The organism is Nocardia sp. CNS-044, from assembly GCF_059570515.1.
In genome coordinates this window covers 244,272-259,831 of record NZ_JCANSX010000005.1, presented here as the reverse complement: position 1 = coordinate 259,831, position 15,560 = coordinate 244,272, and the positions used below count along the sequence as shown (strand labels likewise).

13 protein-coding genes are annotated in these 15,560 nt (G+C 68.8%); 6 read left to right on the top strand and 7 right to left on the bottom strand.

Annotated elements, in window-relative coordinates:
* The first annotated feature begins 18 nt into the window (after positions 1-18).
* Positions 19-825, top strand: coding sequence for an HAD family hydrolase (locus T333_RS02265; RefSeq protein ID WP_496423546.1), 807 nt, complete (start codon positions 19-21; stop codon positions 823-825).
* Here the strand turns inward: T333_RS02265 and T333_RS02260 are convergent.
* The 4 genes from T333_RS02260 to T333_RS02245 all read right to left on the bottom strand — a co-directional run bounded on the left by T333_RS02260 (position 822) and on the right by T333_RS02245 (position 4,647).
* On the bottom strand, positions 822-2,039 hold the full coding sequence (locus T333_RS02260; RefSeq protein ID WP_496423545.1) for an RNA-guided endonuclease InsQ/TnpB family protein: 1,218 nt from the start codon (positions 2,037-2,039) through the stop codon (positions 822-824). The two genes, T333_RS02265 and T333_RS02260, sit on opposite strands and share 4 nt — an antisense overlap.
* Positions 2,040-2,556: 517 nt before the next feature.
* Positions 2,557-3,318: an AIM24 family protein gene (locus tag T333_RS02255; RefSeq protein WP_496423544.1), complete on the bottom strand. Its 762-nt coding sequence runs from the start codon at positions 3,316-3,318 to the stop codon at positions 2,557-2,559.
* 2 nt (positions 3,319-3,320) lie between these two features.
* Positions 3,321-4,013, bottom strand: a complete 693-nt coding sequence (locus T333_RS02250; protein WP_141808141.1) for an AIM24 family protein — start codon at positions 4,011-4,013, stop codon at positions 3,321-3,323.
* A gap of 10 nt (positions 4,014-4,023) precedes the next feature.
* A complete protein-coding gene (locus T333_RS02245; protein WP_097246425.1) occupies positions 4,024-4,647 on the bottom strand; it encodes an AIM24 family protein in 624 nt (207 codons plus the stop codon).
* 180 nt (positions 4,648-4,827) lie between these two features.
* On the opposite strand from T333_RS02245, the gene T333_RS02240 reads away from it, so the two are divergent.
* Positions 4,828-6,132: a TerD family protein gene (locus T333_RS02240; protein ID WP_354998407.1), complete on the top strand. Its 1,305-nt coding sequence runs from the start codon at positions 4,828-4,830 to the stop codon at positions 6,130-6,132.
* Between the two features lie 31 nt (positions 6,133-6,163).
* Positions 6,164-7,750 carry a TerD family protein gene (locus T333_RS02235; protein WP_496423543.1) on the top strand — a complete coding sequence of 529 codons (1,587 nt, stop codon included), beginning with the start codon at positions 6,164-6,166 and terminating at the stop codon, positions 7,748-7,750.
* A 132-nt stretch (positions 7,751-7,882) separates the two neighbouring features.
* Here the strand turns inward: T333_RS02235 and T333_RS02230 are convergent, their stop codons facing one another.
* Positions 7,883-9,592 (bottom strand): glycosyltransferase family 87 protein, encoded by a 1,710-nt coding sequence (locus T333_RS02230; protein WP_496424117.1) that lies wholly within the window; start codon positions 9,590-9,592, stop codon positions 7,883-7,885.
* A gap of 142 nt (positions 9,593-9,734) precedes the next feature.
* Between T333_RS02230 and T333_RS02225 the strand changes: the two genes are divergently transcribed.
* Positions 9,735-9,995, top strand: coding sequence for a hypothetical protein (locus tag T333_RS02225; RefSeq protein WP_496423542.1), 261 nt, complete (start codon positions 9,735-9,737; stop codon positions 9,993-9,995).
* A 104-nt stretch (positions 9,996-10,099) separates the two neighbouring features.
* Here the strand turns inward: T333_RS02225 and T333_RS02220 are convergent, their stop codons facing one another.
* Together T333_RS02220 and T333_RS02215 are read right to left on the bottom strand one after the other, a co-directional pair.
* Complete coding sequence (locus tag T333_RS02220; protein ID WP_354999007.1) at positions 10,100-12,286, bottom strand: transglycosylase domain-containing protein; 2,187 nt, start codon at positions 12,284-12,286, stop codon at positions 10,100-10,102.
* 793 nt (positions 12,287-13,079) lie between these two features.
* Positions 13,080-13,499: a DUF5318 domain-containing protein gene (locus T333_RS02215; RefSeq protein ID WP_162272772.1), complete on the bottom strand. Its 420-nt coding sequence runs from the start codon at positions 13,497-13,499 to the stop codon at positions 13,080-13,082.
* A 148-nt stretch (positions 13,500-13,647) separates the two neighbouring features.
* Here T333_RS02215 and T333_RS02210 point away from each other — a divergent pair, with 148 nt between their 5' ends.
* Entirely contained in the window at positions 13,648-14,724 is a 1,077-nt protein-coding gene (locus tag T333_RS02210) for a DUF1707 SHOCT-like domain-containing protein (protein ID WP_357252731.1), read from the top strand.
* The gene (locus T333_RS02205; RefSeq protein WP_496423541.1) at positions 14,721-15,509 is read left to right on the top strand and encodes a DUF1707 SHOCT-like domain-containing protein; all 789 of its coding nucleotides are present in this window, start codon (positions 14,721-14,723) and stop codon (positions 15,507-15,509) included. The genes T333_RS02210 and T333_RS02205 overlap by 4 nt, the downstream gene beginning before the upstream one ends.
* Positions 15,510-15,560 lie beyond the last annotated feature (51 nt).

The window sequence follows — 15,560 nt, the reverse complement described above, 5'->3', positions numbered from 1 at the left end:
ACCGATCTCGACCGCACGATGATCTACTCGCGCAACGCCTTCAGCACCGCCTCGGAGGTGCCGATGGTGTGCGTCGAGCATCTGGAGGGCGCGCCGCTGTCGTTCATGACGACGGCCGCGGCGCTGCGGATGCAGACGCTCACCCAACCGGCGGCCGTCATCCCGACGACCACCCGGACCATCAAGCAGTTCAACCGGATTCGACTACCCGGGGCGCCCTGGCGCTACGCGATCACGAGCAACGGCGGCAACATCCTGGTGGACGGCGTCCCGGACATGCGCTGGCGCATCGACATCGACGTGCAGGTGCGCCAGAGCGGCGCCACCCTGTCGGAGGTGAGCGCGGAGCTACGCGCCAGGATCGATGACTCCTGGGTGACCAAGTTCCGCGTCGCCGACCATCTGTTCTGCTACCTGGTGGTCAAGCCCAAGGCGGTGCCCGAGGGTTTCCTGGCCGAATGGGACGCCTGGTGCCGCGAGCGCGGCTGGTCGGCCTCTCAACAGGGCCGCAAGATCTACACGATGCCGCAGTCGGTCTGCAAGAGCGTCGCGGTCGCCGAGGTGCGCCGCCGCCTCATGGAATCCGGCGAACTCACCGACGCGGCCAAGACTTTCGCCGCCGGTGACGGCGCGCTGGACGCCGAGATGCTGCGCGCCGCCGACTCCGCCATCCGCCCGCGGCACGGCGAACTCGAACAACTCAACTGGACCAGCCCCAACCTCACCATCACCCGCGCCACCGGCATCCTCGCGGGCGAGGAGATCATCAACTGGTTCTTGACGTCCTTCCCCACGGCAGAAGCCGGGGGATTCCAACCTGCCTAGGCCACGGTTGGGGCGGTAGTATTTCGCGGGTTCCCGCCGGGTTCCTGCTTCATCGACTGCCCAACGGCGAGGTCTCCACAGGCTGACACGGACAGCCCGTCCGCCAGTATGTTCTTTGCTGCGTTCACGTCCGCATGCTCTCTGTATCCGCAGATGGCGCACCGGAACACCGCTTGGCTCTCACGGTTTCCCGGGTCCACGCTGCGGCACACCGAGCAGCGTTGTGACGTGTACACGGCAGGGACTTTAATAACGTGGGTGCCCGTGTAGCGGGACACGCTGACAAGGGCCCGCTCGAAGGCATGCCAGCCCTTGTCCAGAATGCTGCGATTCAGCCCGGCTTTTTGCCCTACTCTGCTACCGGGGTGCTCGATGGTGCCCTTAGCCGAGGCGGTCATGCTCATTGTGCGGAGGTCCTCGATGGCGACCAGGCCGTGTCGGGTGGCAAGCTGGTTTGCGGTCCACGCACAGAAATCGGCCCGACGGTTGCGCTCCCGCCGCCGGATCGCCCGCATCGCGGCGATGGTCTTGCACCGGTTCGCGCTGCCCCTGTGCTGCCGGGCGAGTTTCTGCTGCAAACGTCTATACCGGACGGCCTCGCCCGGGGTGCGGAACTCACGGTTCCACATTGTTGCGTCGGACACCGCAACCGCCGCCCTCACGCCGCGATCCACGCCCACAGCCGTGGTGCTGGCGTGCCGCTCCGGCGTGGTGCGGCCATCCTCGACGAGAAACGAGATGTACCAGCTGACGCCGTCCCGAGACACGGTCGCCGAACGCACCGCGCCGTCGAGTCGGCGTGACCAGCGCAACCGCACCCAACCGAACTTCGGTAACTTCACTCGGCCCCACTTTTTGCCGAGCCGCTCCACGGTGATCTGCTTGGGGTCAGGGAACCGGAACGACGGCAACCAACGACGCACAGAACGCCACTTCACTCGTAACGCGCCGTGCTCCCGGCAGGCCCGGTCCAAGTCCATAATGGTTTGCTGCAACACATGCGACGGGGCAGCCTTCAACCATTGGTGCTCGGTTTTCGCATCCGCAAGCTGTCCAGCCTGCTCGTTGTAGTTGATCCATGCGCCCCGGCGGCGATACTCATGGCGCTGTTGTAGTGCGGTGTTCCACACCGACCTGCAGATCGCGCCGATGGTGTCGGCGAATTCGGCCTGTTCCGGCGTGAATTCCAGCCTGTACTTCCGGCCCGTCAGCATTGGATCACTGTTGCTGCTGCTCGACATAAGAGCCCGTTGATGGCCTTCTCCAGTCGTGGACTCCGGACCGCGGATCCACCTCTACGAGAAAGTGAACGCGGTCGGGCATAGTCCTCATCTCCACCAACCACGCCCCTTCTCCTCGACGACACCCCAGATAATTCCGCGGCCGCTCATCCGGCCGCCGATACTCCAGGGCGTCGCACAACTTGAAATGCTTACTGGAACAACCCCGTTAGGTGGAGCGCAGCGTAACAGCCATGCCAGGTGTGGCGCGGGCTTTGATGTCGATCGCGCGTCGCGGTCACCGGGCCGATCGATGTGCGCTAGCGCTCGGAGCATAACCTCCGTCGTCATCGGGGCGACCGCCGTGAGGCTGACGCAGCGGCTGGACGAGCTATCGGACTTCGCGAGCTTTGGCTGACCGCGGCTTGTCGGACGCATTTCGGTCGGGCTGGATGCCGGGTTTCGTCCGGCTGTGTGCGGACCGGCGCACGAGTCGCGCCGGTCCGCGAACTCAGTACTGCTGCTGACCCGCGAGTTGCTGGGCGATCACACTCTGCAGGCGTTGCAGGCCGCCGACGGTGACGCCGCTCTGCAGCTGGCCCTCGATGGTGCGCACGAGCACCGAGTCGCTCATGACCTTCTCGCTGGACTGGATGAGTACCGTCCCCGCGCCGGTGAAGTCGAATTGCCGTTCCTCACCGGAGTTCACGCCGAAGCGCGCCGCGCCCGCCGCCAGGAAGCTGGAGACCCACTGGTGGTCGTAGTGGTGGCTGGGGGAGGGGCAGTCGGCCCAGCCGACCAGCGATTCCGGGTCGACCCGCAGCGGCGGTTCGGCGAAGATCACCGGGCCGTTGGAGGAGGCGAGAAACTTGCCGGTGCCGATCAGCGTGAGGAAGCCGGGCACGATCGACTGCTTCAGCGCGAGACCCGGCTCGAAGGCGAGCAGGTTGGCCGCGCGGATGGTGAGATTGCCGTCGTCGAGATCGAAGGAATTGATGTCGTAGCCGCGGTCGCCGATGATCAGCTTGCCGTGGCCCTCGGCGACGACGTAGTCGTTGGTGAACAGCGGCGCCGAGAACTGCTGCGACACCATGTGCATCAACCCGCCGTGCAGGCCGTGGGTGAGCAGCTGGAAATTCATCTGGCCGTAGTAGGCGATCATCGCGCCCTTGCGCATGAACCACGGCTTGTTGAGGTCGATGCAGTAGGCGTAGCTGTTGCCCGGGATGTTGTCGCTCTCGCCGAGCGTCATCGGGTTCAGGATCTGGGCCATGGTCACAACTTCTCTTCGGAGGCCTGCACGTAGACGACACCCTGTCCGACGCAATGCAATTGCATCGCCTCGCCGGAGCCGCGCCCGACCGCGTCACGCCAGCTCAGCGCGGTCTTCAGTTCGGTCTGCACATTGCCGTACGCGGCGACGAACGCCTGCGGGTCGACCACGATCGGATTCGGCCCGCCCACTTGCAGTTCCAGGAATCCGCCGTGTGCGAGCAGCACCGCCGCGCCGTGCCCGGACAGCTGGGTGGTGAACATGCCCTGCCCGGTCAGCGCACCGGAGGCCGCGCCGCGCAGCGCGCCCATCAGCCCACCGCCGCCACCGCCGCCGGAACTCGCCACCGAGACGATCGAACTCTGCAGGCCAGCGGTATTGGCAAGCAGCCGTGAGGCTTCCACCCGCAGCGACGCGCCGGGCTGCATCTGCACGACGTGCACCTCGAGCCCCGCGAAGCCGTAGTGCACCTGGCCGTTGCCCTGCGCGAGCATGGTGCGCTCGTGCTCGCCCGCCATCATGCGACCCGCCATGCCCATCAGCCCGCCGCCGCCCATGCCCTGCGCGCCCGGGATCTGATGCGGCGCAAAGGAAACGTCGCCGCTGTAGTACAGCATCGCGCCGCTGCGCGCGACGACGCCGCCCGCCATGCCGACGTCGACCTTGACGACCTTGCCGTTGACTTTCTCGAACATCCCCGGCCCCTTACCGTTCCGCAGGCTGGATCAACACGACGCCCTGGCCTTCCCAGCGCAGCGAGAACGCCTCGCCCGCATCCTGACCGACCATGGTCCGCCACGAGACGTCGGTGACGAAGGACTGGTTCAGATTGCCCTGCGCGGCGACGAACGCGTCCGGATCGACCACCAGCGGATACTGCGGCGACACCTCCAGGTGGATCAGCGGGCCGCCCGCGGAGAGCAGCGCGACCTGTCCCTGGCCGGTGACGGTGGTGGTGAACAGCCCCGCCCCGGTGGACGCGCCGCGCAAGCCCGCGAAACGCACGTCCGTGCGCAGATTCCCGGCGAACGCGAGCAGTTGCTGCGATTCCACCTGCAGCGTCTCACCGTTCAGGTTCACCACCGACACGTGCTGGCCGTTCACCGCGAAGAAGACCCTGCCGTTACCGCCGCATTCCATCAGCGACAGCTTCTCGCCGGTGGCGCGCCGCTTGAGTCCGGCGAGCACGCCGTCGCCTCCGCCGAATCCGGCGGCCTTGAACTGCACGTTTCCTTCGTAGGCGATCATCGACCCGGCGATCGCGCGGACACTCGTTCCGGCGAGATGGGCCTCGACCACCTTCTTCGACTGTTCGAAAAGTTGTGCCATCTGGGAGTTTGCCCTGCTGTCTCAGTTCGGGAACGTGGGTCGTCGTCGCGTTCCGCTGCCAGCGGTCACTGTAACGGACACACAGGGTTCGCAACGCCCCGCGCGGCGTTTACTTCGGCGGTGGCCGGGCCGTTTCTCGTAGAGTGGCAAACGTACGCACCGACAAGCGAAGGGTCGACCTTGTCCGCAACACTCGCCAAGGGCCAGAACGGCCCGCTGGCCACCAACGATGTGGTGATCTCCGTCCAGCTGTCGGCACCGGCGGACCTGTCCGCACTGCTGGTGACCGAGCGGGGCAAGGTCCGCTCGGACGCGGACTTCGTCTTCTTCAACCAGCCCAATGGCCCCGGCGTCAACCTGCAGCCCGCGCCCGCGGGACAGCCCGCCTCGCTCGCCGTGTCGCTGAACGCGGTGCCCGCCGAGATCGAGCAGATCCGCGCGGTGATCACCCTCGACGACGCCTCCAGCAATTTCGGCAGGACCGCGCCGCCGATCGCCATCGTCTCCGACGCCGGCGGTAATCCGTTGTACGAGTACCGGATCGACGGGCTCGACACCGAGTCCATCGTGATCGCGCTGGAGCTGTACCGCCGCCAGGGCTCCTGGAAGGTGCGCGCCGTCGGCCAGGGCTACGCGGGTGGTTTCGCGGCGCTGGTCACCGATCACGGCGTGTCCGTCGACGAGTCGCCCGCGGCCCAGCAGGCCCCGCAGCAGGCGCCGCCGGCGCACTACCCGCAGCAGACGGCCCCGGCCCAGCAGTCGCCGCAGTACGCCGCCACCGGCGGCTCGTACCCGCCGCCCGGACCCGGGTACGCGCCCCCGACCGGTGGTGGCTACCCGCCGCCGCCCGGACCGGCCACCGCACCGCAGCAGGCCGCGCAGCCGACGGGCGAGGTGAGCTTGAGCAAGGACCGCCCGGTCAGCCTGCAGAAGGGTCAGCGCGTCACGCTGCGCAAGGAGGGCGGCCAAGCGCTGACCTTCGTGAAGATGGGTCTGGGCTGGGATCCGGTGCAAACCCGCGGCATGTTCGGCAACCGGACCGTCGACATCGACCTGGACGCCTCGGTGATCATGTTCGCCGACGGAAACCCGGCCGACTACGCCTACTACGGTCAGCTCTCTTCCAAGGACGGCTCGGTGCGCCACCAGGGCGACAACCTGACCGGCGAGGGCGAGGGCGACGACGAGGTCATCCTGGTCGACCTGACCAGGATCCCGGCGCACATCACCTCGCTGGTGTTCATCGTGACCTCCTACAAGGGCCACACCTTCGAGCAGGTGCGCAACGCGTTCACCCGTCTCGTCGACGGCTCCAACAACGCCGAGCTCGCCAGGTACACCATGGCGGGCGGCATGGCGTTCACCGCGATGGCGATGGCGAAGGTGTTCCGGGTCGGCGGCGACTGGAAGATGCAGGCGCTCGGCGAGGGCTTCCAGGCCAAACATCCCGGCGAGGCGATTCCCCAGCTCGGCCGTTTCCTCTGAGGCAGGCTTGCCGGAGGTACACGCGAAGAGCATGGCGGACAACGTGATTCAACTGAAGGCGGGCCAGAACATCCCGCTGAACGGTGAGGTGCTTCGGTTCAGCGCGAAAGGCAGTGCGGCGCTAGATGTTTCCGCGCTGGTGGTGGCGGAGAACCTGCGCGTGTTCGACGCGTCGGACTTCGTCTTCTACAACCAGCCGAACACCGGCGGCGTCGCGCTGGACGGCGACGAGGTGAGCATCACCCTGGCCGAGGTGCGCGCCGACGCCAAGGCGGTGCTGCTGGTGGTCAGCGCCGACCCCGCGGCGCCTGGCGGCGGCGAACTCGGGCCGGTGACCGCGTCTCTCTCCGAGAACGGCACGGTCACCGCGGAATTCGCGATCGCGCCCGCGGCGGGGGAGGCGGCGTTGATCTGCCTCGAGGTCTACCGGCGCGGGGACGCGTGGAAGGTGCGCGCCGTCGGCCAGGGCTACGCGGGCGGGCTGCCGGTGCTGCTGCCAGCGCACGGCGTCGAGGTGTCCGGTGGACCGGATGCCGCGGCGCACGCCCCGCATCCCGCGAGTGACCGGGACGCCATCGCCGGGCCGCAGCAGGCCCAGCATCCGACCGGTGGTCCCGGGCTGGAGGTGTCGCACGGTCTGGAACGGCTGTGGATGATCTTCGAGGACGCGGCCCGCTCGGCCGCCGCGCTCATCTCGGCACGGGACTACGCGGCGAAACGGCTGGACGAGGAACTCTCGGCCGCGGTCTCCGATCCCGCGACCAGGAACACCCCCGTCGCCGAGGCCAAGCGCCAGGAGGCACAACGCCGCAGCGACGAACTCGTCGCGGTCGCCGAGGGCAATCATCGGCGCGACAGCGAGCATCTGATGCGCGAGCTCGCCGAGGCCGACCGGCTGCTGCCGCCCGCGCTGGCCTCTTGGTCGTCACCGGCCTGGGAGGGCCGCGCGAAGCCGAGCGACGGCATCCGGCTGGGTGAGCTGTACGCGATCGAACGCGGGTCGCTGCGCATCCCGTACTGCGTGCCGGTGCCGCTGACCAGGCCGCTGTGGATCGACACCGAGCATTCGGCGGCGGTCGTTCCGGTGGTCGGCGCACTGCTGGCCCGGCTCCTCGCGTCCGATCCCGGCAGGCGCACCCGCATCGACGCCATCGACCTGACCGGGGCGTTCACCGGACTGCTCGCGCCGCTCGGAGCGGTGCTGAACGGTCCGCCGATCACCGACCACGGCGATATCTCGGCGCGGCTGCAAGCCCTTGTCGACGCCGCCGAGCTGGCCGAAATGGCTTACAACAGCGGCGCTTTCACACCGCCCGCCGAGCATCGGGTGCTGCTCGCGGCCGACTTCCCGCACGGATACCAAGCCTCCGACGCCCAGCGCATCACGGCGCTGACCCTGCGTGGCGATCTGATCGGGCTGTCCATCGTGATCGTCGGCAGCGACGAGTCCGAATCACCGGACGGCACCGTGGCGGCGCTGTCGCAGGCCTGCCGTCACCTGCCGACTGTGGAGGACACCCCGCTGTTCGATCCGTGGACCGGGAGCGCCTGGCAGTTGGAGTTGGATCTGTTGCCAAGCGATCCGCAGCGGGCGGCAAAGCTTTTGCGTTCGGAGTAGCTACCGATCGAGGTGACCGTCAGCCATTGGCGGCCGCCTTCGGTCGAATACCGCATGGGCGCAATCCGACTGAAGGTGACCGTGAGCTATTCGGACCGACCATAGGTCACCTTCGGTCGACGATCGCGCGGCTCAGCCGGTGCGGGACGGAGTCGCCTTGGGGCGCAACAATTCCGGCAACCACGGCAGCAGCGGATCGGCGCTGCGGTCGATGACGCCGCCCGCCGGGTCGTCCACGAAATCGCGGCGGACCAGGTCCTCGCCCGGCCGGTAGATCTGCCAGACGATCAGTGCGCAGAGCCCGAGCACCGCGAGGTCGCGCAGGACGACGGTGCCGGTGAACCACTGCTCGGGCAGACCCTTGCGATCGAGTCCGAGGTAGTAGAACATGCGCGGCGCCCAGACGAGCGCGTCGATCGTCATCCAGGCCAACAGGATTCGGCGGTGCGGCAGCGCGAGCACGGCGAGCGGCACCAGCCACAGCGAATACTGCGGGCTCCACACCTTGTTGGTGAGCAGGAACGCCGCGACCACGAGGAAGCAGAGCTGGGCCAGGCGCGGGCGGCGCGGCGCGGTCAGCGCGATATACGCGATCGCGGCGCAGGCGACCACGAAGAGCAGCAGCGAGACCGCGTTCAGCACGGTCGGCGCCTCGCCGTGGTTCAGTTCGCCGTCGAATCCGGTCCAGCCGGTGAACGAGGTGATCACGTTGTAGATGGAGTCGGGGTCGGCGTGTCTGGTGGTGTTGAGCCGGAAGAACTCGCGCCAGCCGTTCGGATACAGCACAGCGATCGGCAGATTCACCGCCAGCCAGGTGCCCGCCGCGGCCACCACCGCGACGATCGCCGCGCCGAGCGGACGGAAGCTGAGGAACTGGATGCGGTACGGGGTTTCGCGCACCCAGGTGAGCGCCGCGCGCCAACCGTCGATATCGCGCATCCGCAGCCCGAGCCGCGTGCTCGGCACCCGGTGCATCGGATCCACCCGCAGGCACAGCACCACGATCGGGCCGAGCAGCAGCAGCGGATAGAGCTTCGCCGCGCCGCCGAGCCCGAGCAGCACACCGGCGAGGACGGGCCTGCGCCGCGCCCAGGCCAGCAGGCCGGTGGCGGCGAACGCGGTCGCGAGGGCGTCGAAGTTGGTGAACGCGTGCACGATCACCAGCGGCGAGCACGCGACGAGCGCCGCGTCCCAGATCCGGCGTCCGGCGAGCAGCGCCGAGGCCCACACGGTGACCAGCCAGCCGAGGGCCAGGCCGAACGCGACGACATTGAAGTAGATGACCACCTGCAGCGCGCCGGGCAGCGGCAGCGCGTCCCAGGTCTTGGCGATCTGCATGGACACGTACTGGTACAGACCCGAAAGCACCGGGTATTCCATGTACCGCGTCTCGCGCCCGCCGTCGGGTGTCTTCTCGACCCAGGCTTTCTTGTACGGGAACGCGCCCTCGTCGAGGCGTTCGGCGCCGTACAGCGGCACCGTGTCCGAGTAGCACATCGCCACGTACTGGCGGCCGTTGTTCCAGTCCAGCGTCAGCGTGCCGTCACCGGCGTCCGTCTGCTGGATGCAGCCCGCCTTGGTGGCCCAGCCGAGCGCCAGGAAGATCACAGTGCAAGCGAAGAGGACCCGCAGCGGTGTCCAGAAGCGGACCCGGCCGATCAGCGCGTGATCGCCCACCGGCCCGCCGACGACGGTGCTCAGCTGCGCGGCGAGGGAATCGTTGCGGCTCGGGCGATCCCGCGCGTCGGCCGAGCGTAGGTCCGGTGCGAGCGGCGCGGGCGCCACGTAGTGTGTCCCGCCACCAGAGCCCCCGCTGGAGCGCGCGGCCTCTCCCGTCCGCACGTCCACCACTTGCTGATCGGTCACGGAACCCGAGCCTAGTAGGTCCGCCTGAGCCGACGTACGGCCCCGACGTGACAGGAGTGTGGGCGACTGGCAGCACTCGGTCGATGGAACCGGCGCACACGGCTGCCGTTGGGGCTATATGTTCAAGAAATTGCTGACGGTGCTCGCCATAGCGAGCGCTGCGGTCTTCGGACTCGCGGGGAACGCATCAGCCGGGTACGCGTCGTATGCGGAGTGTCTGACATGGGCAGGTGTCCGCGACAGGTGCGTCGAGGTCGGCGAGGGCAACTGGGTCGTCCTCGAGGGCTACCGTTCGTACTCCGAGTGCCTGACCTGGGCCGGCGTGCACGACCGCTGCTATCAGGACCCGAACGGATTCTGGTACATCACCCGCGTCTGATCCCGTCGGGTGCCAGGCCGCTTCAGGCCGACGACGGCGCGGCCAGTCGCGTGCACTGGACAAACAGCGAGGCCGCCCGGGATTTTCCCGGGCGGCCTCGGCTGTTATCGACTGCGCGTCGGCTGCGGGCTGTTCGACCCTTCTTCGTCGCCGCTGTCGCCCGCTCCACCGCCGCCGTTTCCGGTTCCGCCCGGACGCGGCGAGCCGGTCTGCGTCGGTGAGCCACCGCCGGTCGGGGCGACCGGCTGGCCGGGCAGCGGGCCCGGATCCTGCTCACGCTGCTGCGGACGTTGCTGCGTCTGCGGGTTGGGCTGCACGCCGGGGACCGGGATGGTGATGCCCGGCAGGATCTCCACCTGGGTCGGCGCGATCACCACCGGCGGCACCGGCGCGTCGACGGTCGACGGCGGGGTGTACGGCGCGGTCCACTCCGGGACACCCGCCTGGCCCTTGATCGGCGCGGGCTTCGGGAAGGTCTCGACCGGTGTGCCCTGCAGGGCGCCGTCCATGGTCGCCTTCCAGATGTCCGACGGCAGGCTGGAGCCGTAGATCATGGCGCCGGCGTAGTTGCGCAGCGGCGAGTTGTCCACGCTGCCGACCCAGACCGCGGTGGACAGCGACGGCGTGTAGCCGACCATCCAGGTGTCCTTGTTCTCGCCGGTGTCGAGCAGCTGCGCGGTACCGGTCTTGGCCGCCGACTCGCGGCCGCCCGCCAGGTTGTGGTTGCGCGAGTACTGCGCGATCGGCTTCATCGCCGCGGTCACGTTGTCGGCGACGGCGGCCGAGACGCGCTGTTCGCCCGCGACGTCACCGCGATCGAGCAGCACTTGGCCGTCGGCGGTCACCACCCGCTGCACGAAGTGCGGCTGGTGGTACACGCCGGACGCGGCGAGCGTGGCGTAAGCGGAGGCCATGTCGAGCGGCCGGGCCTGGTACTGGCCGAGCACGATGCCGTTGTTCGGGCCGGAACCGTCCGGCTCGGACAGGGTCTTGCCGACGCCGGGCAGCTCCTCCGGAATACCGAGCTTGTGACCCATGTCCGCGATCTTCTGCGGACCATTGCCCATGTCCAGCTGCATCCGATAGAAGCTGGTGTTCAACGAACGCTTCAGCGACTCGGCGATGGTGCACATGCCGCAGGACTCGCCCTCCACGTTGGTGATCTTGATGCCGTTCACCGTCAGCGGCGAGCTGTCGTACATCTGCGAGAGCGGAATGCCCTGCTCGAGGTTCGCGGCCAAGCCGACCACCTTGAACGAGGAACCGGTCTGCAGCGGCGCGTTGGCGAAGTCGTAGCCCTGGCCGTCGGTGCCGCCGTAGTAAGCGCGCACCGCGCCGGTGCGCGGGTCGATCGACACCACCGCGGTCCGCAGCTGCTCGGGCTCGCCCTGCATCTTGCTCGTCGCGGCGTCGACCGCGGCCTGCTGCGCCTTCGGATCGATGGTCGTGGTGATCTGCAGACCCGCGGTGTTGAGCTGCTGCTCGCTGATGCCCGCCTCCGAGAGCTCCTCGAGCACCCGGGTCTTGATCAGGCCCTCGGGACCGGAATCCAGCGTCTTGTCCTGGGTCTGCGCGACGGGGGTCACCTGCGGGTACTGCATGCCCTGCCGGTCGGCGGGCTTCAGGTTGCCGCCGTCGACCATGCCGTCGAGCACGTAGTTCCAGCGCGTCTTGGCGCCCTCCGGGTTCTTCTCCGGATCGAGCAGCGACGGCAGCTGAATGGTGGCGGCGAGCACCGCGCCCTCGGCGACGGTCAGATCCTGGACCGGCTTGCCGAAGTAGGCCTTGGACGCCGCGTCGATGCCGTACGCGCCGCGACCGAAGTAGATGGTGTTCAGGTAGGCGGCGAGGATCTCGTCCTTGCTCCACTGCCGCGCCATCTTCGCCGAGATGACCAGCTCGTGCATCTTTCGGGTGAGCGAGCGTTCGTCACCGACCAGCGCGTTCTTCACGTACTGCTGAGTGATCGTCGAACCACCGCCCGCGCTCTCCTTGCCCATGACGTTGTCGCGGGCCGCGCGCACGAAGCCGGAGATCGAGAAGCCGGGGTTGGTGTAGAAATCCCGGTCCTCGGCCGCGATGACCGCGTTGCGCACGTGCGGCGGGATCTGCTCGATGGTCACGTCGGTGCGGTTGCCCTGCGGCGGAACCACCTTGCTCAGCACCGTGCTGCCGTCGCTGGCGTAGATCATCGCGACCTGGTTGGTCTTCAGGTCGCCGGGCTGCGGCACCGACACCGTGCTGTAGGCGACGAGGAAGACGGCGCTCGGCACCACGATGGCCAGGGCCATGCACACGTAGAGGGTCCGGCGGATCAGCTTCCATGGAATCCGCTTCGCACCGGGTCGCTTGCCCGCCCCGCCGGAACCACCGTCACCGCCGCCGTTGCGACGCGGCGGCGGGCCCGAGGGCGGCTGACCCGACTGGGCGCGGCGCTCCCCGGTGACGGGACCGTTCGGACGACGATCGCGGTCGATCGCGGGCCGCTGGCCGGTGTTCGGCCGCGCGCCGCCCGCGGGACGGACGGCGGCGCTCGGACCGGACCGCCGGTCGCGCTCGGCGACCGCCTCGCTCAGCGAGCTGGGCCGCGGCGCGCCCTGCGGATTCTGGCCGGGCCGCTGAATGCGCTGAGTCGCGCCCGCGGCGCCGCCGGGCGGCTGCGGACGACCCTCCGGCGGACGACCCTGCGGGGGACGACCTTGCGGAGGACGGCCCTGGGGCGGCGGGCCGGGACGGTGCGGCGGCTGCTGACCGCGCGCGCCACCGTTGGGTCCACCCTGCGGACCGCCGGGACGCGGGCCGCCCTGCGGGCCACCCGGGCGCGGACCGCCCGGGGGCGGTAGCGGACGGAAACCGGGCGGCGGCGCTTGGCGCTGGCCTGGTGACGGGTTCGGAGCCGGTTGTGAACTTCGCTGAGTACGGCCGCCGTGCGGTTCATCGCCGTAGGGGGAAGTCTCGTAAGGCGAATTCACTGACAAGATCTCCATAACTCGTATCGGTCAGGCTGGCTCGGTGCGGTCACGGGCACCGCAGCGGACACGTGTGGGCTCCGCATGTCACCCAACGGGCAGATGACCAGGCACATCACTCGGCGGCGGTACGTCGGTTCGCTCGGGTACCCGTACGGCGACGCGTGGGCGCCGGGGCGTTGCCGAGCACGTAGGACTGCACCAGATGATTCCAGCTGCAGCTGCGGCATACCTCGACGACATGAACCGAGAACTCCTCGCGAGTCTCGGCGAGGCGCGTGAGCTCCTCGGGTGTGCGAGCCGAACCAGCCACCGGTCCTAGGCCGTCGCCGTAGACCCAGGATACGAGGGTGAGCTGTTCTTTCCGGCAGATAGGGCACGTGACCTCGCTCCCCCGACCGTGGAACTTCGCCGCACGCAGGAGATAGGGATTTGCATCACACACCTCGGCGACATCGACCCGGCCCGCATAGACGTCAGCCAGCAGCGACCGGCGCCGGAGCGCGTAGTCGACCACCTGCCGCTGAATTCGCACGCCAACCAGAGTAGCGGGGCGCGGGCGCGAGCGCCTCGGTCCACCGGGCTTATCTAGGCCGCGCGGGGCATTGGTTCGGGCGGCGCACCGGCCTTCGTCGATAGGGATTTCGCCGGTGGCGAGGGTCGGGGCCGTCTACGATTCGGTGGTGTCCACCGGGAATGACGGGCGCATGCGAGCGCGAGACATCGATCGAGTCCATGCGTGCGGGGTGTTGGACGCGGCCTATGCGGAGGGGCAGCTCGGGGGCGAGGAGTATCGCGAGCGAACGGCCAAGGCATCCGCGGCGAAAACACTCGGTGAGCTGGCGCGTTTGACGTCCGATCTCCAGGTCCCGGCGGCCGCGCGAGATCTGACGCCACGCGGCGTGTCACGGAAACCGTTGCGACGTGGTCGATCCCGTGCGGGTTACGCCGGTCACACCCGGGCGCGAAATGTCGATCGCGCCAACACCGTTCGGGCGCTGGACAGCGCACTCGGCGACGGGCAGCTCAGCGCCGAGGAACACGAGGCGGCGACCGAACTCGCCTCGGAGGCGAAAACGCTCGCCGAGTTGGCGGAATTGGTCGCGGATCTGCAGCGCGCCGCCGCGCCGTCGCCCACCCCACCGCGGTCGCGCCGTCGGCTCTTGTTCCGCGTCGCCGTAGGTGTCACGGCGGTGCTCGGCGTGTGGGCGGGTTACGTCGCCGCGGGACGCGACGATGCCGGGGTGACGGCGACGTCTCGCCAGACGCTCGATCCGAATCCGGTGCAGCCCTTGGTGCTGCCGACGCCCGAACTCGACACGGTCGCGGGCATGACGCTGTTCCGCGACCGGTATCGCGAGAAGTTCGGCGACACCATCGTCGACGAACTCGCGCTGCACCAGAATTTCGCCTCGGTGCAGCGGGTCGCGCCGGAGGGCCCGCGGTGGTCCGTCGACTGGGACTACTGGGGCGGATTCGAGCGGCGGCACGACACCGTCACGACGCGCGATCCCGACACCCGGACGGTGGACCTGGCCGTTCTCGATGTCGCGGCGATCGGCAAGGTGCTCGCCGACGCGCCCAGGTTGACCAAGGTGCCCGACGGCGTCGTCGACTCGATCGACGTCTCCGCCGACGATTCCGGCACGGCGCCGGGTCGGCCGCTGGTCGAGATTCGAGTGAAGAACGAGCGCGGCCAGTACGGTCGCGTCGTGCTCACGCCCGCGGGCGAGGTGCTGAAGGTCTGGGAGGTCCGATGAACCGGGGCGGGATGGCGTCGAACACCGCTCGGCTGCGGGCCCGCGACACCGATCGCGCCGATGTGTGCGGTCTGCTCGACGCGGCACTCGCCGACGGCCAGCTCACCGAGCAGGAGCACACCGCCCGCACCAAGGCGGCGATGAAGGCGCAGTCGTTCGGCGAGCTGGACAAGCTGATCGCCGACCTGCAGATCCCCGGCGACCTGGTCGACGCGCCGGTCGTGCGTGGCGGACGCCGCCGCGGGTGGTGGTTGCCCGCGGCGATCTTGCTCGCGGCCGCGCTGTTCGGCGCGCTCGTCGGCTGCGTCGGCCGCGGCGGGGCCGATCGCGTCGCCGCCGATCCGCTGCCGGACCTGACCACCGGCCCCGGCCTGGCCTACTTCATCGATCGGTACCGCGCCGAGTTCGGCGACACGGTGGTCGACGATCTCACCGTGTATCCGCGGTACGCGATCTTCTATCGCAACGTGAACAACAGGTCGCAGTACTTCCACTTCGACGGTGAGTTCGACGCCTCCAGCAGTTCGCAGGCGCGCAAGCTCGACACCCCGACCGTCGACCTCGCGACCATCGACCTGCCGGTCGTCTCCCGGCTGCTCGCGGGAGCCCCGCAGTCGTTGCTGCTGCCTGGCAGTCCCATCTCGCACGTGAGCATCGAGCGCGAAGCCGAGAAGAACGCCCAGCCGCGCGTGCAGATCTTCGTCCGCAACGAGGTCGACGAGAGCGGCTTCATGACCGTGCTGTTCGACGGCGAACCGTTGGAAGTCCGCCCGCCCGGTCGCTGACCTGCGCACACACCGCATGTATCGCCCATCGCTGTGCCCGGTTATATCGGC